The 23,205-nt window shown below is 58.7% G+C and carries 15 protein-coding genes and 1 pseudogene; 10 read left to right on the top strand and 6 right to left on the bottom strand.

All coding sequences use genetic code 11. From position 1 onward, the window contains the following. Positions 1-108 precede the first annotated feature (108 nt). The 3 genes from MKS11_RS10655 to macB all read left to right on the top strand — a co-directional run bounded on the left by MKS11_RS10655 (position 109) and on the right by macB (position 4,966). Complete coding sequence (locus MKS11_RS10655; RefSeq protein WP_049093426.1) at positions 109-1,767, top strand: ATP-dependent endonuclease; 1,659 nt, start codon at positions 109-111, stop codon at positions 1,765-1,767. Between the two features lie 146 nt (positions 1,768-1,913). Then, the gene (macA, locus tag MKS11_RS10650; protein WP_004201357.1) at positions 1,914-3,029 is read left to right on the top strand and encodes a macrolide transporter subunit MacA; all 1,116 of its coding nucleotides are present in this window, start codon (positions 1,914-1,916) and stop codon (positions 3,027-3,029) included. Then, complete coding sequence (gene macB / locus MKS11_RS10645; protein WP_004201358.1) at positions 3,026-4,966, top strand: macrolide ABC transporter ATP-binding protein/permease MacB; 1,941 nt, start codon at positions 3,026-3,028, stop codon at positions 4,964-4,966. The genes macA and macB overlap by 4 nt, the downstream gene beginning before the upstream one ends. A 76-nt stretch (positions 4,967-5,042) precedes the next feature. Here macB and cspD read toward each other — a convergent pair whose 3' ends face one another. After that, positions 5,043-5,264 carry a cold shock-like protein CspD gene (gene cspD / locus MKS11_RS10640; RefSeq protein ID WP_002896516.1) on the bottom strand — a complete coding sequence of 74 codons (222 nt, stop codon included), beginning with the start codon at positions 5,262-5,264 and terminating at the stop codon, positions 5,043-5,045. Between the two features lie 325 nt (positions 5,265-5,589). Between cspD and clpS the strand changes: the two genes are divergently transcribed. Together clpS and clpA are read left to right on the top strand one after the other, a co-directional pair. Continuing rightward, a complete protein-coding gene (gene clpS, locus MKS11_RS10635; protein ID WP_002896520.1) occupies positions 5,590-5,907 on the top strand; it encodes an ATP-dependent Clp protease adapter ClpS in 318 nt (105 codons plus the stop codon). Between the two features lie 30 nt (positions 5,908-5,937). Next, complete coding sequence (clpA, locus tag MKS11_RS10630; RefSeq protein ID WP_004201360.1) at positions 5,938-8,217, top strand: ATP-dependent Clp protease ATP-binding subunit ClpA; 2,280 nt, start codon at positions 5,938-5,940, stop codon at positions 8,215-8,217. Between the two features lie 123 nt (positions 8,218-8,340). On the opposite strand, the gene infA is transcribed toward clpA, so the two are convergent. From infA to trxB, 5 genes and pseudogenes are all read right to left on the bottom strand, one after another. Then, positions 8,341-8,559 carry a translation initiation factor IF-1 gene (gene infA, locus MKS11_RS10625; RefSeq protein ID WP_001040187.1) on the bottom strand — a complete coding sequence of 73 codons (219 nt, stop codon included), beginning with the start codon at positions 8,557-8,559 and terminating at the stop codon, positions 8,341-8,343. Positions 8,560-8,909: 350 nt separating this feature from the next. Continuing rightward, positions 8,910-9,613: pseudogene (gene aat / locus MKS11_RS10620) on the bottom strand (leucyl/phenylalanyl-tRNA--protein transferase). A 39-nt stretch (positions 9,614-9,652) separates the two neighbouring features. Then, complete coding sequence (cydC, locus tag MKS11_RS10615; RefSeq protein WP_284109526.1) at positions 9,653-11,374, bottom strand: heme ABC transporter ATP-binding protein/permease CydC; 1,722 nt, start codon at positions 11,372-11,374, stop codon at positions 9,653-9,655. Beyond that, positions 11,375-13,141 (bottom strand): heme ABC transporter permease/ATP-binding protein CydD, encoded by a 1,767-nt coding sequence (gene cydD, locus MKS11_RS10610; protein ID WP_087771567.1) that lies wholly within the window; start codon positions 13,139-13,141, stop codon positions 11,375-11,377. Positions 13,142-13,255: 114 nt separating this feature from the next. Next, positions 13,256-14,224 carry a thioredoxin-disulfide reductase gene (gene trxB / locus MKS11_RS10605; RefSeq protein ID WP_002898019.1) on the bottom strand — a complete coding sequence of 323 codons (969 nt, stop codon included), beginning with the start codon at positions 14,222-14,224 and terminating at the stop codon, positions 13,256-13,258. A gap of 532 nt (positions 14,225-14,756) precedes the next feature. Between trxB and lrp the strand changes: the two genes are divergently transcribed. The 5 genes from lrp (at position 14,757) to serS (ending at position 23,077) form a co-directional block, all read left to right on the top strand. After that, a complete protein-coding gene (gene lrp, locus MKS11_RS10600) occupies positions 14,757-15,251 on the top strand; it encodes a leucine-responsive transcriptional regulator Lrp (protein ID WP_000228469.1) in 495 nt (164 codons plus the stop codon). A 135-nt stretch (positions 15,252-15,386) separates the two neighbouring features. After that, positions 15,387-19,607: a DNA translocase FtsK gene (ftsK, locus tag MKS11_RS10595; RefSeq protein WP_284109525.1), complete on the top strand. Its 4,221-nt coding sequence runs from the start codon at positions 15,387-15,389 to the stop codon at positions 19,605-19,607. A 122-nt stretch (positions 19,608-19,729) separates the two neighbouring features. After that, on the top strand, positions 19,730-20,341 hold the full coding sequence (gene lolA, locus MKS11_RS10590) for an outer membrane lipoprotein chaperone LolA (RefSeq protein ID WP_004201368.1): 612 nt from the start codon (positions 19,730-19,732) through the stop codon (positions 20,339-20,341). Positions 20,342-20,349: 8 nt separating this feature from the next. After that, positions 20,350-21,693 carry a replication-associated recombination protein RarA gene (gene rarA, locus MKS11_RS10585; RefSeq protein WP_004201370.1) on the top strand — a complete coding sequence of 448 codons (1,344 nt, stop codon included), beginning with the start codon at positions 20,350-20,352 and terminating at the stop codon, positions 21,691-21,693. Positions 21,694-21,784: 91 nt separating this feature from the next. Next, on the top strand, positions 21,785-23,077 hold the full coding sequence (gene serS, locus MKS11_RS10580; protein ID WP_087771565.1) for a serine--tRNA ligase: 1,293 nt from the start codon (positions 21,785-21,787) through the stop codon (positions 23,075-23,077). Positions 23,078-23,205 lie beyond the last annotated feature (128 nt).

Here is a 23,205-nt window from a genome sequence, read left to right as displayed (position 1 = left end):
AATCTCCTGAATAGGATGCGCAGAGGTGATTAAGCGGAGTGTCATCTTGCCGCCGCCCTCGCTATACTGTTGATTACTGAAGGAGAGTGGTGGTGTAGCGGAGGGGATATGCTTCTTGAGCGCGTAGAAATCGTCGGTTTTCGCGGTATCAATCGTCTGTCGTTGATGCTGGAGCAAAATAACGTCCTGATCGGGGAGAACGCGTGGGGGAAGTCCAGTCTGCTTGATGCGCTGACCCTGCTTTTGTCGCCAGAGTTCGATCTTTATCACTTTGTCCGCGATGACTTCTGGTTTCCCGCAGGCGACATCCAGGGGCGCGAGCACCATTTGCATATTATTCTGACCTTTCGTGAAACCGAGCCGGGGCGCCATCGGGTGCGGCGTTTCCGTCCGCTTCAGCGCTGTTGGGTGCCCTGTGATGACGGGTATCACCGGGTCTTCTACCGCCTGGAAGGCGAACTCGCCGATGACGACAGCGTGATGACCCTGCGCAGTTTTATCGATGGCGAAGGCGAAGCGCTGGCGCTGGAGGATATCGATGAGCTGGCCAGACACCTGGTGCGTTTGATGCCAGTGCTGCGCCTGCGCGATGCGCGCTTTATGCGGCGCATTCATAACGGAACGGTACCGCACTCGCCGCAGATTGAGATCACCGCCCGCCAGCTGGATTTTCTGTCCCGCGAACTGGTCAGCCATCCGCAAAATTTATCCGACGGTCAGATCCGTCAGGGGTTGTCGGCCATGGTGCAACTGCTGGAGCATTACTTTGCCGAGCAAAGCAGCGCCCAGACGCGACATCGCCTGATGCGTCGACGTTCCCATGATGAGCAGCGTAGCTGGCGTTATTTGGATATTATCAACCGCATGATCGACAAGCCCGGCGGGCGCAGCCATCGGGTGATCCTGCTGGGGCTGTTTGCTACCCTGCTGCAGGCGAAAGGGACGGTGCGCCTCGATCGCGACGCGCGGCCGCTGCTGTTGATTGAGGATCCCGAGACCCGCCTGCACCCGATCATGCTCTCCGTCGCCTGGCATCTGCTGAATTTGCTGCCATTGCAGCGTGTGACCACCACCAACTCCGGAGAGCTGCTGTCCCTGACGCCGGTGGAGCAGGTTTGTCGGCTGGTGCGTGAATCGTCGCGGGTGTCGGCATGGCGGCTGGGGCCGGGCGGAATGAATGCCGAAGAGAGTCGACGCATTGCCTTTCACATCCGCTTCAATCGCGCCTCATCGCTCTTCGCCCGCTGTTGGCTGCTGGTGGAGGGGGAGACGGAAACCTGGGTTATCAACGAGCTGGCCCGCCAGTGCGGCCATCATTTTGATGCTGAAGGGGTGAAAGTGATTGAATTCGCCCAGTCGGGCCTGAAGCCATTGATCAAATTCGCCCGCCGGATGGGGATCCAGTGGCACGTGCTGGTGGATGGCGATGAGGCAGGAAAAAAATATGCCGCGACCGTACGCGGTCTGCTGAATAACGATCGCGAGCTGGAGCGCGACCATCTGACCGCTCTGCCGGCGCTGGATATGGAACACTTTATGTATCGTCAGGGATTTGATGACGTTTACCACCGGGTGGCGCAGATCCCGGATAATGTGCCCATGAATATGCGGCGGGTGATCACCAAGGCCATCCATCGCTCATCCAAGCCGGACCTGGCGATTGAGGTGGCAATGGAAGCCGGCCGCCGTGGGGTGGACGCTGTGCCGACGCTGCTGAAAAAAATGTTCTCGCGGGTACTGTGGCTGGCCCGCGGTCGCGCTGATTAATCTCTTCGCCGTCGGGAATTTCGGCGGCGCAAAGCTCTCCGGCAGCTAAACAAAACATCATTGGCGCGAAAAATGGGTGTCCTGTTGCCGACGGGTTTCGATAGAATCACCGCCTGGAGCGGCAGGGAAACAGCAGGAATCGGAATATGAAAGTGAAGGGAAAACGCAGGACCGTCTGGTGGCTGTTGGCGATCGTTGTGCTGGGTCTGGCTGTCTGGGGATGGCGGATTCTCAATGCGCCGCTACCGCACTACCAGACGCTGGTGGTGCGCAAAGGCGATCTCCAGCAGAGCGTGCTGGCCACCGGCAAGCTGGATGCCCTGCGAAAAGTTGACGTCGGCGCCCAGGTCAGCGGACAGCTGAAGACGCTGCACGTGAATATCGGCGATAAGGTCAAAAAGGACCAACTGCTGGGGGTTATCGATCCTGAGCAGGCGCAAAACCAGATCAAAGAGGTGGAAGCGACGTTGATGGAGCTGCGCGCCCAGCTCAATCAGGCGCGCGCGGAGAGTAAGCTGGCGCAGGTGACCCTGGCCCGTCAGCAGCAGCTGGCGCAGCGCCAGCTGGTCTCGCGACAAGACCTCGATACCGCGGCCACCGACCTGGCGGTGAAACAGGCGCAAATCGGCACCATTGAAGCGCAAATTAAGCGCAACCAGGCAACGCTCGACACGGCGAAGACCAACCTCGACTACACGCGGATCCTGGCGCCGATGGCTGGTGAAGTGACGCAAATTACTACCCTGCAGGGACAGACGGTGATCGCTGCCCAGCAGGCGCCGAACATTCTGACCCTGGCGGACCTCAGCACCATGCTGGTGAAAGCGCAGGTCTCCGAAGCGGATGTCATCCACCTCAGACCGGGACAAAAGGCGTGGTTTACCGTGCTGGGCGACCCGCTAACTCGCTATGAAGGCAAGCTGAAGGACATTCTGCCGACGCCGGAAAAAGTCAACGACGCCATCTTCTATTATGCCCGCTTCGAGGTCCCGAACCCGCAGGGAATTCTGCGCCTCGACATGACCGCGCAGGTGCATATCCAACTGGCCGAGGTGAAGAACGTGATCACCATCCCGCTGAGCGCCCTGGGTGATGCGGTCGGTGATAACCGCTACCACGTCCGGCTGTTGCGTACCGGCGAGGTCAAAGAGCGTGAGATTGTCATTGGCGCGCGCAATGATACCGACGTCGCGGTGGTGCAGGGACTTGAAGAGGGGGATGAGGTGATCGTCGGCGAGAGCGCGAGCGGGGCGGCAAAATGACGGCCCTGCTCGAGCTGCGTGATATTCGTCGCAGCTATCCTTCCGGCGACGGCAGCGTTGAGGTCCTCAAGGGGATCACCCTCAGTATCCATGCCGGGGAGATGGTGGCGATCGTCGGGGCCTCCGGCTCGGGAAAATCGACGCTGATGAATATCCTTGGCTGCCTCGACAAACCCACCAGCGGCACCTATCGGGTGGCGGGAACCGATATCGCGCAGCTGGATGGCGATGCGCTGGCCCGTCTGCGGCGGGAACACTTTGGCTTTATCTTTCAACGCTACCATCTGCTGTCCCATCTGACCGCCGCGCAGAATGTCGAAGTGCCGGCGGTGTATGCCGGCAGTGAACGGCGCGCGCGCCTGGCGCGCGCGCATGAGCTGCTGGCGCGCCTGGGGCTTGGCGATCGCGCCGACTATCAGCCGTCGCAGCTGTCCGGCGGCCAACAGCAGCGGGTCAGTATCGCCCGCGCCCTGATGAACGGTGGGGAAGTGATCCTCGCCGATGAGCCCACCGGCGCGCTGGACAGCCATTCCGGCGAAGAGGTAATGGCGATCCTGCACCAGCTAAAAGCGCAGGGGCACACGGTCATCATTGTGACCCACGATCCGCAGGTCGCCGCTCAGGCGGAGCGGATCGTCGAGATCCGCGATGGCGAGATCGTCCGCAACCCGCCCGCCAGCCGCCAGGGCGGCGGACTGCGCGCCCGTCCGCAGGCGGAGCCTTCGGCGTGGCGTCAGTTTACCAGCGGCTTTCGCGAAGCGCTGGTGATGGCCTGGAGAGCGATGGCGGCGAATAAAATGCGTACCCTGCTGACCATGCTCGGCATTATTATCGGTATTGCCTCGGTGGTGTCGATCGTGGTGGTGGGGGATGCCGCCAAGCAGATGGTGCTGGCAGATATTCGCGCCATCGGCACCAATACCATTGATGTGTATCCTGGTAAGGATTTTGGCGACGACGACCCGCGCTACCAGCAGGCGCTGAAGTATGACGATTTGCTGGCGATCCAGAAGCAGCCGTGGGTGCGCTCCGCCACGCCGGCGGTTTCAAAAAGCCTGCGCCTGCGCGCCAACAATATTGACGTTGCCGCCAGTGCGGAGGGGGTCGGTCCACAGTATTTTAATGTCTACGGCATGACCTTTAGCGAAGGCAATACCTTCAATGAACTGCAGCTCAACAGTCGGGCACAGGTGGTAGTGCTCGACAGCAATACCCGTCGGCAGCTGTTTCCCAATAAAGCGAAAGTGGTGGGCGAGGTGATTCTGGTGGGCAATATGCCGGCCACGGTGATTGGCGTTGCGGATGAAAAGCAGTCGATGTTCGGCAGCAGCAAAATTCTCCGCGTCTGGTTGCCCTACACCACCATGGCGGGAAGAGTAATGGGCCAGTCGTGGCTGAACTCCATCACTGTGCGCGTTCATGAAGGCTACGACAGTGAAACCGCAGAGAAACAGCTGCTGCGTCTGCTGGAGCTGCGGCATGGTAAAAAAGATGTATTCACCTGGAATATGGACAGCGTCTTGAAAACCGCCGAAAGGACCACACATACCTTACAGCTGTTCCTGACATTGGTGGCGGTGATTGCCCTGGTGGTCGGCGGGATTGGCGTAATGAATATTATGCTGGTGTCGGTGACCGAACGGACGCGGGAGATCGGCATCCGCATGGCGGTTGGCGCGCGGGCCAGCGATGTGCTGCAGCAGTTCCTCATCGAGGCGGTGCTGGTTTGCCTGGTCGGCGGCGCGCTGGGGGTAACGTTGTCGCTGATGATCGCGTTTATTCTTCAGCTGTTTCTCCCGGGCTGGGAGATCGGTTTTTCGCCGCTGGCGCTGGTGACGGCGTTTCTCTGTTCGACGTTAACCGGGGTGCTGTTTGGCTGGCTGCCGGCGCGCAATGCGGCGCGGCTCGATCCGGTGGATGCCCTGGCGCGGGAGTAGTCGGGATGAGAAATAAAAATGCCAGTCAGAAGGACTGGCATTTTATTAGCAGGATGTACACAATGAAGCAAAAGAGTTATGCAGCCGTTTCCGCTTCCACAGGGACGATCACGCTGGCGTGGTTGCCTTTTGGCCCCTGGTGAACATCAAACCGAACGGCTTGTCCGGCTTTTAGCGTTCTGTAACCATCCATCTGGATGGTGGAGTAATGGGCGAAAATGTCTTCGCCGCCGCCCTCAGGGCAGATAAAACCGAACCCTTTGGCATTGTTGAACCACTTAACAGTACCCATTTCCATACTTCGACATCCTTCGTAAATCTTTATTAGTAAGATGGAATGAACCGGTGGTGGAGTGACGAGTTGTTCAATTGCTCGCCAACTCTCGCCACTACAATTTAGAGAAATACGAAAACGCGTCAAGCGATTGAGGAGGGGGAACGGCGAAAAATGCGTCAAAATTTGAAGCAGTTAACGCTATTGCCGGGGAATGTGACAGCCGTCGCGGATAGAAGCGATAGATGATAGTTATCTATGATCTGTTGTAGATTTGTGATGAGCATAACCTCTGGTCATCGACAGGCCTCCGCCTGTTGGCAACAGCAACCGATGATGAACACTGACGATGAGTAAGAGAGATTGGCTGGACTTCGAGCACCTGGTTGACGACGAAGTTCGTGATGCGATTAAACCGCCATCTATGTATAAAGTGATATTGGTCAATGATGACTACACTCCAATGGAGTTTGTTATTGACGTGTTACAAAAATTCTTTTCTTATGATGTTGAACGTGCAACGCAACTGATGCTCACGGTTCACTATGAAGGTAAGGCGATTTGTGGCGTGTTTACCGCGGAAGTGGCGGAGACCAAAGTCGCTATGGTGAATCAGTACGCGAGGGAGAACGAGCATCCATTGCTGTGTACGCTGGAAAAAGCCTGAATTCAGGCATGAAAATTGGGGGAGGTGCCTATGCTCAATCAAGAACTGGAACTCAGTTTAAATATGGCTTTCGCCAGAGCGCGCGAGCACCGTCATGAGTTTATGACCGTCGAGCACTTGCTGCTGGCTCTGCTAAGCAACCCCTCGGCCCGTGAGGCCCTGGAAGCGTGTTCAGTGGACCTGGTGGCATTGCGTCAGGAACTTGAAGCCTTCATCGAACAAACCACACCCGTCCTGCCAGCCACGGAAGAAGAGCGCGACACCCAGCCGACGCTGAGCTTCCAGCGTGTGCTGCAGCGCGCCGTTTTCCACGTGCAATCTTCTGGCCGCAGCGAAGTGACCGGCGCCAACGTGCTGGTGGCCATTTTCAGCGAGCAGGAGTCGCAGGCCGCCTACCTGCTGCGTAAACATGAAGTGAGCCGACTCGATGTGGTGAACTTCATTTCTCATGGTACACGCAAAGATGAGCCGAGCCAGTCTTCCGATAACAGCGGAAGCCAGCCTGGCAATGAAGAGCAAGCCGGCGGGGAGGAACGTATGGAAAACTTCACCACCAACCTCAATCAGCTTGCTCGCGTTGGCGGCATCGATCCCCTGATCGGCCGTGAAAAAGAGCTGGAGCGTGCCATTCAGGTCCTGTGCCGTCGGCGTAAAAATAACCCGCTGCTGGTGGGGGAATCCGGCGTCGGTAAAACCGCCATCGCCGAAGGCCTTGCCTGGCGTATTGTGCAGGGCGATGTGCCGGAAGTCATGGCTGACTGCACCATCTACTCGCTTGATATTGGTTCTCTGCTGGCCGGGACGAAATACCGTGGCGATTTTGAAAAACGCTTTAAAGCGTTGCTGAAACAGCTGGAGCAGGATACCAACAGCATCCTGTTCATTGATGAGATCCACACCATCATCGGTGCGGGAGCGGCGTCTGGCGGCCAGGTCGATGCGGCTAACCTGATCAAACCGCTGCTTTCCAGCGGCAAGATCCGGGTGATTGGCTCCACCACTTACCAGGAGTTCAGCAACATCTTTGAAAAAGATCGTGCGCTGGCCCGCCGTTTCCAGAAAATCGATATTACCGAACCGTCGGTGGAAGAGACCGTCCAGATTATCAACGGCCTGAAGCCGAAGTACGAAGCGCACCACGATGTGCGTTATACCGCCAAGGCGGTGCGTGCGGCGGTTGAGCTGGCGGTGAAATACATTAACGATCGCCATCTGCCGGATAAGGCGATTGACGTAATTGACGAGGCGGGGGCGCGGGCGCGCTTAATGCCGGTCAGCAAGCGTAAGAAAACGGTCAATGTGGCGGATATCGAGTCCGTGGTGGCGCGCATTGCGCGGATCCCTGAGAAGAGCGTCTCCCGCAGCGATCGCGATACGCTGAAAAACCTTGGTGATCGACTGAAAATGCTGGTCTTTGGTCAGGATAAGGCCATCGAGGCGCTGACGGAAGCCATCAAGATGGCGCGCGCCGGGCTGGGCCATGAGCACAAGCCGGTGGGTTCATTCCTGTTCGCCGGGCCGACCGGGGTGGGGAAAACCGAAGTGACCGTGCAGCTGGCGAAGGCGCTGGGTATTGAGCTGCTGCGTTTTGATATGTCCGAATATATGGAACGTCATACCGTCAGTCGTTTAATCGGGGCGCCTCCGGGCTACGTCGGCTTCGACCAGGGCGGGCTGCTGACCGATGCGGTGATAAAACATCCGCACGCGGTGCTGCTGCTCGATGAGATCGAAAAAGCGCATCCGGACGTGTTCAACCTGCTGCTGCAGGTGATGGACAACGGCACGCTGACCGATAACAACGGACGTAAAGCGGACTTCCGCAACGTGGTGCTGGTGATGACTACCAACGCCGGGGTGCGGGAAACCGAGCGTAAATCGATTGGCCTTATCCAGCAGGACAACAGTCCGGACGCAATGGATGAGATCAAGAAGATCTTTACGCCGGAGTTCCGTAACCGTCTCGACAACATCATCTGGTTCGATCACCTCTCCACCACGGTGATCCATCAGGTTGTCGACAAGTTTATCGTCGAGCTGCAGGTTCAGCTGGATCAGAAAGGTGTCTCCCTGGAAGTCAGCCAGGAAGCGCGCGACTGGCTGGCGGAAAAAGGCTACGACCGGGCAATGGGGGCACGTCCAATGGGACGCGTCATTCAGGACAACCTGAAAAAACCGCTGGCGAACGAGCTGCTGTTTGGCTCGCTGGTCGACGGCGGGCAGGTGACGGTCTCTCTGGACAGCGCGAAAAATACGCTGACCTACGACTTCCAGAGCGCGCCGAAGCACAAACCGGAAGCCGCCCATTAAGGCGATATCTTCAATGTAAAAAACCGGCCAGGGGCCGGTTTTTTTTTGCCTGCTGGCGGTAGAAATGAAAAGACCGGGAATTATCCCGGCCTTCAGCATCTGACGCCTTAAGGGCGAAAATAATCAGCGACTACGGAAGACAATGCGGCCTTTGCTCAGGTCGTACGGGGTCAGCTCAACAGTCACTTTGTCGCCCGTCAGAATGCGGATGTAGTTTTTACGCATTTTACCGGAGATATGCGCGGTTACCACGTGACCGTTTTCCAGTTCTACGCGGAACATAGTGTTAGGCAACGTTTCAAGTACGGTGCCCTGCATTTCAATATTGTCTTCTTTGGCCATCTAGTCCTCTGGGGTATCACTACCGTAGTTTTGAACCGGCAAGATAATGCCGAAGTTCATCATGTAAGTAAAGTTTTACGTGTCTACCCTGAATCATTCACCTTGCCGCAAGGCGCGCAGTCAGCACGCCGGCAATGGAAATATGACGGGTATGAATCGCCGAAGTAGTTTTGGCGCATTGCCCGGGACACACACGGCTATGCCGCGTGACAGGCGCAAACGTAAAGGGGAGTGACAGAACGATGGGCGTTATCTGACTCTTATTATTCCCAAACGGCGGCGGGGCAACAGGCAGAAGCTACTCTACCGCGCAATTATACCATCCTGACGCAAAATGTGCTGAAAACATTTTATTGTCCGCCCGGAAATAGCACCCGCGGTACCCAAAATCGCTCGGGCAGACGGTAGCCGCGTAATACTGACAGATAGTCCAGATAATCGCGGCGGGGAATATCCACCGCGCCTAATGATGCGGTATGGTTGTTCAGCACCTGACAGTCAATTAATTTACCGCCGCTCTGCGCAAAGTCCTGGCAAAATACCAGCAGCGCGGTTTTGGAGGCATTTTCCGCCCGGCTGAACATCGACTCGCCGCAAAACAGCGCCCCCTGTGCCACGCCGTACATTCCCCCCACCAGAGTATTCTCCTGCCAGACTTCAATGGAGTGGGCATGCCCCAGCTCATGCAGCTGGTGGTAGGCGCGAACGATGCTGCTGGTTATCCAGGTGCCTTCGTCACGATCGCTGGCGCAGCCCTCAATCACCTCGCCAAAGGCGTGGGTGAGCGTGACGCGGTAGGGCGAACGCTGATGAAAGCGCTTCATGCTGCGGCTGAGATGGAACTGTTCCGGCCAGAGCACCGCGCGGGGATCGGGCGACCACCAGAGGATCGGGTCGCCGGGGAAAACCAGGGAAAAATACCACGCTGATAGGCCATCAGCAGGCGCGCGGGGCTCAGATCGCCGCCGAGCGCCAGCAGGCCGTTAGGTTCACGCAGGGCGCCTTCCGGAGAAGGGAAGGCGATAGAATGCCGGGAGAGCTGAACCAGACGCATTTTAACCTCAATACGCATCAGCAAAAATTAGATAATAGCCTACAGACGCTGTTTAAACTGGAAGTACCGGCCCTGTTTAGCGAGCAGCTCCGCGTGACTACCTTGCTCAATTATCTGGCCGTTGTCCATGACTATTATCTGATTAAAACGCGCCAGGCCTCGCAGGCGGTGGGTGACCATCAGCACGGTTTTCTCGCGTAAGACTTCCGCCAGCAGATGCAGGATCTGGCTTTCGGTGGCCGCATCCAGACCTTCTGTCGGTTCGTCCAGCAGCATCAGCGGCGTATCGTGGAGCAGCGCGCGGGCAATGGCCAGCCGGCGCAGTTCGCCGCCGGAAAGCTGGCGTCCGCCTTCGCCCAGCCAGCCGTTAAGTCCGCCATCTTCCAGCAGTTTTTCCAGGCCTACCTTCTCAAGGGTGGCGCAGAGCAGAGTGTCATCAGCCTCAGGCGCCGCCAGCAGCAGGTTGTCGCGCAGGGTGGCGCTGAACAGGTGCACGCGCTGCGGCACCACGCTCATTGACTGCCGCAGGGTGGCTTCGCTGAGCCCGGACAGCGGCTGGTCGTTGAGCAATATTTCACCCTGCGCCGGATCCCATGCGCGGGTGAGTAACTGCAACAGCGTCGACTTTCCGCAGCCGGTTCGGCCAAGAATAGCAATATGTTCCCCGGCGGCAATCTGCAGGGAGATGTTCTCCAGAGCGGGGGAGGACTGCTGCGGGTAGCGGAAGGTGACCTGCCTGAAAGCTAAGGCCACCTGCGCAGGCTTGCTGGCCTCGCCCTCGACGAAGGAGACTTCCGGCTGCTGGTCAGTGATCTGCGAGATCCGCAGCGCGGAGGCGATCACCTGACCTAAATGCTGGAAAGCGCCGGTGACGGGCGCCAGGGCTTCGAAAGCCGCCAGGGCGCAGAAGACGAACAGGGCGATCAGCGCCCCGGGCTGACTGTTGCCGCCGACGCCGTCTGAGGCCAGACAGAGCATGGCCACCACGGCGATACCGCCGATCAACAGCATCAGCGCCTGCGAAAGCGCGGTCAGCTCGGCCTGGCGACGCTGCGCCTCCTGCCAACTGAGCTCGGTCTTTTCCATTTGCGCGCGATAGCGGTCGCTGGCGTTAAACACCATCAGCTCCGCCTGGCCCTGCAGCCAGGCGGTAAGCTGTTGCCGATACTGGCCGCGCAGCTGGGTCATACTCTCTCCGGCCGGTTTACCGGCGCGATAGAACAGCGGCGGCATAACCAGCAGGGTCACCAGCATGATACCGCCGAGCGTTAGCGCGAGGGTGACATCGAGCAGGCTTAATCCGCAGGTCACCACCACAATCACCACCAGCGCGCCGACCAGCGGCGAAATGACCCGCAGGTAGAGATGATCCAGGGTGTCGACGTCGGCTACCACGCGGTTGAGCAGTTCACCCTGGCGAAAGCGCGCCAGCCCCGCCGGAGAGAGGGGGAGTAGTTTGCTGAAGGTGAAGACGCGCAGGTGCTGTAGCACGCGGAAGGTGGCGTCGTGGCTGACCAGACGCTCGAAGTAGCGTCCGGCGGTCCGGATAATCGCTGCGCCGCGGACGCCCGCGGCGGGCAGCATATAGTTAAAACTGTAGATCCCGGCGACGCCCACCACCGCAGAGGCGGAGAGAAACCAGCCGGAGAGCGTCAGCAGGCCGATACTGGCCAGCAGGGTCACAATAGCCAGTACGATGCCGAGCAGCAGCATCCATTTGTGGCGTTTGTACAGTGCCAGATAGGGTAAGAGCGCGCGCATTTAAATCTCCTCCTGACGATGGGCCAGCAGCGCCGAGAAGACCCCGCCGGCGCGGGCCAGCGTGGCGTAGTCGCCTTGTTCGATAATCTGTCCGTCCTGCATCACCCAGACGGCATCCCAGTCCGCCAGTCCCTCAAGCTGATGGGTAACCAGCAGCGTGGTTTGCTGGGTGGAGGCGTGGGTCAATGCCTGCATGACCCGTTGTTCGCTGTGGGCGTCGAGGCTGGCGGCGGGTTCATCTAGCAGCAGCAGGCGGCACGGCACCAACAGCGCGCGGGCGACCGCGATACGCTGCGCCTGGCCGACCGACAGACGGCCCGCCTGATCGCCCACGGCGGTATGGATCCCATCCGGCAGCAGAGCGATAAACTCGCTCACCCAGGCCTTGTCCAGCGCCAGTCGAAGCTGGGCATCGCTGGCTTCCGGCCACGCCAGCAGCACATTTTCCCGCAGCGTGGCGGCAGGAAGCTGGGGATTCTGCCCCACCCAGCTTAACAGGCGACGCCAGCGATCGGCGTCCAGCTCGCGCAGCTCCACGCCATTGACCTTCAGCGAACCCTCATAGGGCAAAAAGCCGAGCAGGGTGTTCAGCAGTGAACTTTTCCCGGAGCCGCTCTGACCCACCAGCACCACCCGCGCGCCTGCAGGCAGTGAAAAGTTAAGCGGCCCGGCCAGGACTTTCCCTTCGGGAGATTTAATCAGCAGGTCGCGCGCTTCCACGCCAATCAGATCGTTGTCATTTAAGGTTTTTTCGCCGCGCTCCAGCTGGGTCAATGGGGTTTCCATAAACGTTTTCAGGCTGTCTGCGGCGCCCACGGCCTGGGCTTTGGCATGGTAGAAGGTGCCCAGGTCACGTAACGGCTGGAAAAATTCCGGGGCGAGGATCAGCGTCAGGAAGCCCGCCATCAGCGTGACGCCCGCGCCATAGTGGCCGAAGTTCAGCTCGCCAAGGTATGAGAAGCCAAAATAGACCGCCACCAGCGCAATGGAGAGCGAGGTGAAAAATTCCAGTACCCCGGAGGAGAGGAACGCCAGGCGCAGGACTTCCATGGTGCGTTGGCGAAAATCCTGCGAGGCGTCGCGAATATTATCGATTTCTGCCTGACCGCGGTGAAAAATACGCAGGGTTTCCATGCCGCGCAGGCGGTCGAGGAAGTGGCCGCTGAGGCGGGCCAGCGCCTTGAAGTTACGCCGGTTGGCATCGGCGGCGCCCATCCCGACCAGCGCCATGAAAAGCGGGATCAGCGGGGCGGTGCCGAGGAGGATCAACGCGGCGGCCCAGTTAATCGGGAAAATAGTGATAACGATCAGCAGCGGTACGCAGGCCGCCAGCGTCATTTGCGGCAGGTAGCGGGCATAATAGTCATGCATATCGTCGATCTGCTCGAGGATAAGCGTAGCCCAACTGCCAGCCGGTTTGCCCTGGATCCACGCCGGGCCCGCCTGCTGGAGGCGGTCGAGCACCTGGCGGCGAATTTCATAGCGAATATGCTGCCCGGCCTGAAAGCCGACCCGTTCACGCAGCCAGACCACCCAGGCGCGCAGCACAAAGGTCAGCACCAGCAGGGTTAGCGGCAGCAGCAGGGCGGTCGCAGGAATATTCTCCATCACCATTCGATGCAGGATCCGCGCCAGGAACCAGGCCTGCGCCACGATCAGCAGACCGCTCGCCACGCCAAGGAGGCGGGAAATCATCAACCAGCGACGGGAGATAATGCTTTGCTGTTTTAACCAGCGGGTTAACTCTTGTTGACGGGTTTTATTCATTGCGCGCTTTGCAGGTGTCGTTATCGGAATATTGGGCACGGCAATGTTACATCGCGGCAAAAATAAAGGCGACTTTTCGTCGCCTTCTTTACCTTTGTTACTGACTTGTAAAGATTATTTGCAGGCGTCAGCCAGACCGTCGAGGTAACGTTCAGCGTCCAGCGCCGCCATGCAGCCGGTGCCGGCGGAGGTGATAGCCTGACGATAAATATGGTCCATGACATCGCCGGCGGCGAACACGCCCGGGATGCTGGTCTGGGTCGCATTGCCATGGATACCGGACTGCACTTTGATGTAGCCGTTCTCCAGCTCCAGCTGACCTTCAAAGATGGCGGTGTTCGGGCTGTGGCCGATGGCGACAAACAGACCGGCTACTTCCAGGGACTCGACGTTGTCGCTGTTTTTGGTATCGCGCAGACGCAGGCCGCTGACGCCCATCTGGTCGCCGGTCACCTCTTCGAGGGTGCGATCGGTATGCAGCACGATGTTGCCGCTTGCCACTTTGTCCATCAGGCGTTTGATGAGGATTTTTTCCGCACGGAAGGAATCGCGACGGTGGATGAGGTGTACCTCAGAGGCGATGTTTGACAGATACAGAGCCTCTTCAACCGCGGTGTTGCCGCCGCCGATCACCGCTACTTTCTGGTTGCGATAGAAGAATCCGTCACAGGTGGCGCAGGCGGAAACGCCGCGGCCCTTGAAGGCTTCTTCGGAAGGCAGGCCCAGGTAACGGGCGGAAGCGCCGGTGGCGATAATCAACGCGTCACAGGTGTATTCGCCGCTGTCGCCGGTCAGACGGAACGGCCGGTTTTGCAGATCGACGCGGCTGATATGGTCGAAAATAATCTCGGTTTCAAATTTCGCGGCATGCTCGTGCATGCGCTCCATCAGCAGCGGACCGGTCAAATCGTTCGGATCGCCTGGCCAGTTTTCCACTTCCGTCGTGGTGGTCAGCTGACCGCCTTTTTCCATCCCGGTGATCAGCACCGGCTGCAGGTTGGCGCGTGCGGCATAGACCGCCGCGGTGTATCCCGCAGGTCCAGAACCAAGGATAAGCAGTTTACTGTGTTTGGCTGTGCCCATGAGATCCCCATAATAATTGGCATACATTGGGCTGGGATTGTAGGGAATTTGTTGTCGTAAAAAAAGAGCGCAGCGATTTTGTTAACGATGTGTGCAATAGAAGCGGCCGATGAATTGGCGATTTTCCCGGCAAGGAATATAACTATTTCTACTGTTGGCGGGACAATTATAAGACGAAAAAATGAGAATCAACCAGGGTAGATGATGAATATCTGGCATCTTGTACTAAAAATCGATGTTTTGCTTTGACAATCCCCTGTGCTTTTGCGAAAACATTCAAGGAAGAAGAAAAGCAGTATTTGGCGTGCGGCGAATTTTCATGCACGCAAATGCCATTTTTATCCGGGTTAACGAAATCTACGCATGGTGTGGACAGACGCCATGCGTGATGTCGGTGACTGCCGTCAGGCAACGGGCTTCTCACGTACCCCTGGGTTACCCAATGTCGTACGGGTAATAACAGGATGGGCTCTGGCAGTGAAGGCACAGAGCCGGAACAGGAGTAGGGAAGGAATACAGAGAGACAATAATAATGGTAGATAGCAAGAAGCGCCCTGGCAAAGATCTCGACCGCATTGATCGTAACATCCTGAATGAATTGCAAAAAGATGGGCGAATTTCTAACGTCGAGCTTTCTAAACGGGTGGGACTTTCTCCGACGCCTTGCCTTGAGCGTGTGCGTCGTCTTGAAAGACAGGGTTTTATTCAGGGCTATACGGCGCTGCTCAACCCGCATTATCTGGATGCATCACTTCTGGTATTTGTTGAGATTACTCTGAATCGTGGCGCACCGGATGTGTTTGAGCAATTTAACGCCGCAGTGCAAAAACTTGAAGAAATTCAAGAGTGTCATCTGGTTTCCGGTGATTTCGACTATCTGTTGAAAACCCGCGTACCGGATATGTCAGCGTATCGTAAATTACTGGGCGAGACCTTGCTGCGCCTGCCGGGCGTTAACGACACCCGTACCTATGTGGTAATGGAAGAAGTCAAGCAAAGTAATCGTCTGGTTATTAAGACGCGCTAACACGGAACAGGTGCAAACTCGACGTAGTTTGATTACACTCCTGTTAATCCATACAGCAACAGTGCCGGGGAGACCCGGCGCTGTTGTCCGTTTTAGCAGCAGGCAGGAAACAGCCTGATACCTGGAGAGCCTTTCTTGAGCCAGGAATACACCGAAGACAAAGAAGTCAAACTTACCAAACTCAGCAGCGGGCGCCGACTCCTCGAGGCGATGCTCATCCTTTGCTCCCTCTTCGCCATCTGGCTGATGGCGGCATTACTGAGCTTTAACCCCTCGGACCCAAGCTGGTCGCAAACGGCATGGCATGAGCCTATCCATAATTTAGGCGGCGCCCCCGGCGCGTGGCTTGCCGATACCCTCTTTTTCATTTTTGGCGTCATGGCCTACACCATCCCGGTGATCATCATCGGCGGATGCTGGTTTGCCTGGCGGCATCAGGAAAATGACGAATATATTGATTATTTCGCCGTTTCGCTGCGCCTCATCGGTGCGTTAGCCCTGATCCTGACCTCCTGCGGTCTGGCGGCGATTAACGCCGATGATATCTGGTACTTCGCCTCTGGCGGGGTGATTGGCAGCCTGCTCAGCACCACCCTGCAACCGCTGCTGCACAGCAGCGGCGGCACCATCGCGCTGTTGTGCATCTGGGCGGCCGGCCTGACGCTGTTTACCGGCTGGTCGTGGGTCAGCATTGCGGAAAAACTGGGCGGCGGCATCCTGTCCGTACTCACCTTTGCCAGCAATCGTACCCGTCGGGATGATACCTGGGTCGATGAAGGCGAATACGAAGACGACGATGAAGAGTACGACGACGAAGAGGCGGCAACCCCCCAGGAGTCGCGTCGCGCCCGTATCTTGCGCAGCGCACTGGCGCGGCGTAAACGTCTCGCTGAGAAGTTTACCAACCCCATGGGGCGTAAAACCGACGCGGCGCTTTTCTCCGGCAAACGGATGGATGACGGGGAAGAGGCAGTGCAGTACAGCGCCAGCGGTGCGCCTGTTGCCGCCGACGATGTACTGTTTTCCGGCGCCAGCGCCGCGCGCCCGGGCGATTTCGACCCTTACGATCCGTTGCTGAACGGCCAGAGTATCGCTGAGCCGGTGGGCGCAGCGGCGGCGGCCACTGCCGCGCCGCAGCCGTGGGCCGAATCACCGGCTGGTCATCAGGGCGCTGCGCCGGTTTATCAGCCGGAAGCTGGTTACCCGCCGCAGCCCTACCAGCCAGAGCCGGCACCGTATCAGCAGCCTGCTTATGCTCCTCATGCCGGTCAGCCGGCACCGCAGGCGTATCAGCCTGAGCCAGTGCAGTATCAGCAGCCGGTTTACGATCCGTATGCCGGCCAGCCTGCGCCGCAGGGGTATCAACCCGAGCCTGCGCCTTATCAGCAGCCGGTTTACGATCCGTATGCCGGTCAGCCGGCTCCGCAGGGGTATCAACCCGAGCCTGCGCCGTATCAGCAGCCGACTTACGATCCGCATGCCGGTCAGCCTGCGCCGCAGGGGTATCAACCCGAGCCTGCGCCGTATCAGCAGCCGGTTTACGATCCGCATGCCGGTCAGCCTGCGCCGCAAGGGTATCATCCAGAGCCGGCGCCGTATCAGCAGCCGGTTTACGATCCTCATGTTGCTCAGCCTGCGCCGCAGGGGTATCAACCCGAGCCTGCGCCGTATCAGCAGCCGGTTTACGATCCGCATGCTGTCCAGCCTGCGCCGCAGGGCTATCAACCCGAACCTGCACCGTATCAGCAGCCGGCTTACGATCCGCATGCCGGTCAGCCTGCGCCGCAGGCGTATCAGCCTGAGCCCGCGCCGGTACCTGCCGCGCAGCCAGAGCCTGAGGTCGTGCAGGAAGAAGTGAAACGTCCGCCGCTCTATTATTTCGAGGAAGTGGAAGAGAAGCGGGCGCGCGAACGCGAGCTGCTGGCTTCCTGGTATCAGCCTATTCCGGAGCCGGAAAGTCCGATCGCCACCAAACCGCTGACGCCGCCCGCCTCGCCGTCCAAACCGCCCGTGGAGTCAACCGTAGTTTCTGCGGTGGCGGCCGGAGTGCATCAGGCAACGGCTGCCAGCGGCGGCGCAGCCGCTGCGAAGACGGCGACCGCCGCGTCCGCAGCGACAGCGCCATTGTTCAGCCCGGCCTCCAGCGGACCGCGGGTCCAGGTGAAAGAGGGCATTGGTCCAAAACTACCGCGGCCAAATCGCGTTCGTGTCCCGACGCGTCGGGAACTGGCCTCCTATGGCATCAAGCTACCGTCGCAGCGGGAAGCTGAACAGCGCGCGCGGCAGGCCGAGCGCGACCCCCATTATGATGATGAGCTGCTCTCGGATGAGGAAGCGGATGCTATGGAGCAGGATGAGCTGGCTCGCCAGTTCGCCGCCACTCAACAGCAGCGCTATGGCCATCGCTGGGAAGACGATAACTCGACTGATGACGATGACGCCGATGCCGCGGCGGAAGCGGAGCTGGCGCGCCAGTTTGCCGCCACCCAGCAGCAGCGCTACGCCTCCGAGCAGCCGCCGGGCGCTAATCCGTTCTCGCCGGCGGATTATGAATTCTCGCCGATGAAAACGCTGGTCAATGAGGGTCCGAGCGAGCCGCTGTTTACGCCGACACCGGAAGTACAGCCGCAGCAGCCAGCCCAGCACTATCAACAACCGGCCGCCGCTCCGCAGCAGGGTTATCAACCTGCGCAGCACCAGCCGGTACACCCTCAGCCAGTGCCGCAGCAGCCTTACCAGACTGCGACGCAGCCCGTGCAGCCGCAACAGCCGGTTGCCCCGCAGGGGCACCAGCCTGCCGCGCCTGCGCCGCAGGAGAGCCTGATCCACCCGCTGCTGATGCGCAATGGCGATAGTCGACCGCTGCAAAAGCCGACAACGCCGCTGCCGTCGCTGGATCTGCTCACGCCGCCGCCCAGTGAAGTCGAGCCGGTCGATACCTTTGCTCTTGAGCAGATGGCACGACTGGTGGAAGCGCGACTCGCCGACTTCCGCATTAAAGCGGATGTGGTGAACTACTCGCCGGGGCCGGTGATCACCCGTTTCGAACTGAATCTGGCGCCTGGCGTCAAAGCGGCGCGAATCTCTAACCTGTCACGGGATCTGGCGCGTTCGCTGTCCACGGTCGCCGTGCGCGTGGTGGAAGTGATCCCGGGTAAACCGTATGTCGGGCTTGAGCTGCCGAATAAAAAGCGCCAGACCGTCTACCTGCGTGAAGTGCTCGACAACAGCAAGTTCCGTGATAACCCGTCGCCGCTGACCGTGGTGCTGGGTAAAGACATCGCCGGCGATCCGGTGGTGGCCGATCTGGCGAAAATGCCGCACCTGCTGGTGGCCGGTACCACCGGTTCCGGTAAGTCAGTCGGCGTCAACGCCATGATCCTCAGCATGCTCTACAAAGCGCAGCCGGAAGATGTGCGTTTCATTATGATCGACCCGAAAATGCTCGAGCTGTCGGTCTACGAAGGTATTCCGCATCTGCTGACGGAAGTGGTCACCGACATGAAAGACGCCGCCAATGCGCTGCGCTGGAGCGTCAACGAGATGGAACGTCGCTACAAGCTGATGTCGGCGCTGGGCGTACGTAATCTGGCGGGCTATAACGAGAAGATTGCTGAAGCGGCACGCATGGGCCGTCCGATCCCGGATCCATACTGGAAGCCAGGCGACAGTATGGACGCCATGCACCCGGTACTGGAAAAGCTACCGTACATAGTGGTGCTGGTGGACGAATTCGCCGACCTGATGATGACCGTCGGTAAGAAGGTGGAAGAGCTGATCGCTCGCCTGGCGCAGAAAGCGCGTGCGGCGGGGATCCACCTGGTGCTGGCGACGCAGCGTCCGTCGGTGGATGTCATTACCGGTCTGATTAAGGCCAACATTCCGACGCGTATCGCCTTTACCGTGTCGAGTAAAATTGACTCGCGTACCATTCTCGATCAGGGCGGTGCGGAATCGCTGCTGGGGATGGGGGATATGCTCTACTCCGGGCCGAACTCCACCACGCCGGTGCGCGTCCATGGGGCGTTTGTTCGCGACCAGGAAGTCCACGCTGTGGTTCAGGACTGGAAAGCCCGCGGTCGTCCGCAGTATGTTGACGGCATTACCTCCGACAGCGAAAGCGAAGGCGGCGGCGGCGGTTTCGACGGCGGTGAAGAGCTGGATCCGCTGTTCGATCAGGCGGTCAGCTTTGTGACCGAGAAGCGTAAAGCGTCGATTTCCGGGGTGCAGCGCCAGTTCCGCATTGGCTATAACCGTGCCGCGCGTATCATCGAACAGATGGAAGCGCAGGGCATTGTCAGCGAGCAGGGCCATAACGGTAACCGCGAAGTACTGGCGCCGCCGCCCTTTGAATGAGTGCAAAGTTGGGTAAATAAGCGCAAAATCAGCCAATTCTTCTGTCCCGCCGCCGTTGGCGGTCCTACATTAGGGGCAGAAGAGGCTCCCGCGTCGGGAGTGACGCACATTAAGGAAGAACAATGAAAAAACTCGCAATCACCTGTGCATTACTGTCTGGTATGGTCGTCAGCCAGGTCTGGGCAGATGCGGCCAGTGACTTAAAAAGCCGTCTTGATAAAGTGAGCAGCTTCCATGCCAGCTTCACGCAAAAAGTCACCGACGGCAGCGGCAACGCCGTGCAGGACGGACAGGGCGACCTGTGGGTAAAACGCCCGAATCTGTTTAACTGGCATATGACCCAGCCGGATGAGAGCGTCCTCGTTTCGGATGGTAAAACCCTGTGGTTCTATAACCCGTTCGTCGAGCAGGCCACGGCGACCTGGCTGAAAGACGCCACCAGCAACACGCCGTTTATGCTGATTGCCCGCAACCAGTCCAGCGACTGGCAGCAGTACAATATCAAACAAAACGGCGATGATTTTGTGCTGACGCCGAAAAGCGGCAGCGGCAACCTGAAGCAGTTCACGATCAACGTCGGTCGGGACGGCACCATCCATCAATTCAGCGCCGTCGAGCAGGACGATCAGCGCAGCAGCTATCAGCTGAAATCGCAGCAGAACGGCGCCGTCGACGCATCTAAGTTCACCTTTACGCCGCCGAAAGGGGTGACGGTGGACGATCAACGTAAGTAGAGGCGAAAGTGAGCAATCTGTCGCTCGATTTTTCCGACAACGCGTTTCAACCTCTGGCCGCTCGCATGCGGCCAGAAAATTTAGCGCAGTATATTGGCCAGCAGCACCTGCTGGCGCCGGGCAAACCCCTGCCGCGGGCGATCGAAGCCGGGCACCTGCATTCGATGATCCTCTGGGGGCCGCCGGGTACCGGCAAGACTACCCTGGCGGAAGTTATCGCCCGTTATGCCAGCGCCGATGTCGAAAGGATCTCGGCGGTGACCTCCGGGGTGAAAGAGATCCGCGAGGCCATTGAGCGCGCGCGGCAGAATCGCAACGCCGGCCGACGAACGATTCTGTTTGTTGACGAAGTGCATCGCTTCAATAAAAGCCAGCAGGATGCCTTTCTGCCGCATATTGAAGATGGCACTATCACTTTTATTGGCGCGACCACCGAAAACCCTTCCTTTGAGCTTAACTCAGCGCTGCTCTCCCGCGCCCGCGTCTATTTACTGAAATCGCTCACTACCGACGATATCGAGCGGGTGCTTGACCAGGCGATGAACGATAAAACCCGCGGCTACGGCGGCCAGGATATCGTTTTGCCGGATGAGACCCGCAGGGCCATCGCCGAACTGGTGAACGGCGACGCGCGGCGGGCGCTGAATACCCTGGAAATGATGGCCGATATGGCCGAGAGCGATGATGCGGGCAAGCGGGTGCTGAAGGCGGAACTGCTGACCGAGATCGCCGGCGAGCGCAGCGCGCGCTTTGATAATAAAGGCGACCGTTTCTACGATTTGATTTCCGCCCTGCATAAGTCGGTGCGCGGTAGCGCGCCGGACGCGGCGCTTTACTGGTACGCGCGGATCATCACCGCCGGGGGCGATCCGCTGTATGTTGCCCGCCGTTGTCTGGCGATTGCCTCGGAAGACGTCGGCAACGCCGATCCGCGGGCGATGCAGGTGGCCATATCGGCGTGGGACTGCTTCACCCGCGTCGGGCCGGCGGAAGGCGAACGGGCGATTGCCCAGGCTATTGTCTATCTGGCCTGCGCGCCGAAGAGCAATGCGGTCTACACCGCCTTTAAAGCGGCGCTGGCCGATGCGCGAGACCGTCCGGACTATGACGTTCCGGTGCATCTGCGCAATGCGCCGACGAAGCTGATGAAAGAGATGGGCTACGGGCAGGAGTATCGCTACGCTCATGACGAACCTAACGCCTACGCCGCCGGCGAGCAGTACTTCCCGCAGGAAATGGCGCAAACGCGCTATTATCACCCGACAAACCGGGGGCTTGAGGGCAAAATTGGCGAAAAGCTCGCCTGGCTCGCTGAACAGGATCAAAATAGCCCGATAAAACGCTACCGCTAATTGAGGCGTTGCGGTAAGGTTATTACACTATTTCCGTGGCCGTAGCCTGCGGCCACTTTTCTTTTTTTAATTCGATAAGCACAGGATAAGCATGCTCGATCCCAATCTGCTGCGTACCGAGCCAGACGCAGTCGCAGAAAAACTGGCACGCCGGGGCTTTAAGCTGGATGTAGATAAACTTCGCGCGCTTGAAGAGCGTCGTAAAGTTCTGCAGGTGCAAACGGAAAACCTGCAGGCGGAGCGCAACTCCCGATCGAAATCCATTGGCCAGGCGAAAGCGCGCGGGGAAGACATCGAGCCATTACGCCTGGAAGTGAACAAACTCGGCGAACAGCTGGATGCCGCAAAATCCGAGCTGGAAGCGCTGCTGGCGGAAATCCGCGATATCGCGCTGGCGATCCCGAATATTCCTCACGATGACGTGCCGGTTGGCCGTGACGAAAACGACAACGTTGAAGTCAGCCGCTGGGGCAGGCCGCGCCAGTTCGATTTTGACGTGCGCGATCACGTGACGCTGGGTGAAATGCACGGCGGGCTGGATTTTGCCGCCGCCGTTAAGCTCACCGGTTCGCGCTTCGTGGTGATGAAAGGCCAGCTGGCCCGTCTGCACCGCGCCCTGGCGCAGTTCATGCTGGATCTGCACACTGAACAGCATGGCTATAGCGAAAACTATGTCCCGTACCTGGTAAACCAGGACACCCTGTATGGCACCGGCCAGCTGCCGAAATTCGCCGGCGACCTGTTCCATACTCGCCCGCTGGAAGAAGAGGCTGACAGCAGCAACTACGCGCTGATCCCGACGGCGGAAGTGCCGCTGACCAACCTGGTGCGTGATGAAATTATCGATGAAGACGATCTGCCGATCAAAATGACCGCCCATACGCCGTGCTTCCGTTCCGAAGCGGGTTCTTATGGTCGCGACACCCGCGGTCTGATCCGTATGCACCAGTTCGATAAAGTTGAGATGGTGCAGATTGTCCGTCCGGAAGACTCCATGGCGGCGCTGGAAGAGATGACCGGCCACGCCGAGAAAGTGCTGCAGCTGCTGGGCCTGCCGTACCGTAAGGTCGCGCTGTGCACCGGCGATATGGGCTTCAGCGCCTGCAAAACCTATGACCTCGAAGTGTGGGTCCCGGCGCAGAACACCTACCGTGAGATCTCTTCCTGCTCTAACGTCTGGGATTTCCAGGCGCGTCGTATGCAGGCTCGCTGCCGCAGCAAGTCCGACAAGAAGACCCGTCTCGTTCATACCCTGAATGGTTCTGGCCTGGCGGTTGGTCGTACGCTGGTGGCGCTGATGGAAAACTATCAGCAGGCCGATGGCCGTATCGAGATCCCGGAAATCCTGCGCCCGTATATGCGCGGCCTCGAATATATCGGTTAATTTTTACCATCTCCCTTAAAAGCGCCTGCGGGCGCTTTTTTTACACCCTTATTGATACCGGGCAATAATCCCTTCCGCGAATGCAGTGATACTCCCTTTGGATTAAATCAGCATAAAAAACTAATAAT

This window comes from Klebsiella sp. K5-45 (assembly GCF_030128605.1).
GTDB lineage: Bacteria > Pseudomonadota > Gammaproteobacteria > Enterobacterales > Enterobacteriaceae > Klebsiella > Klebsiella quasipneumoniae.
The sequence above is the reverse complement of the archived record's forward strand: the minus strand, read 5'-3'. Positions and strand labels throughout refer to the sequence as shown.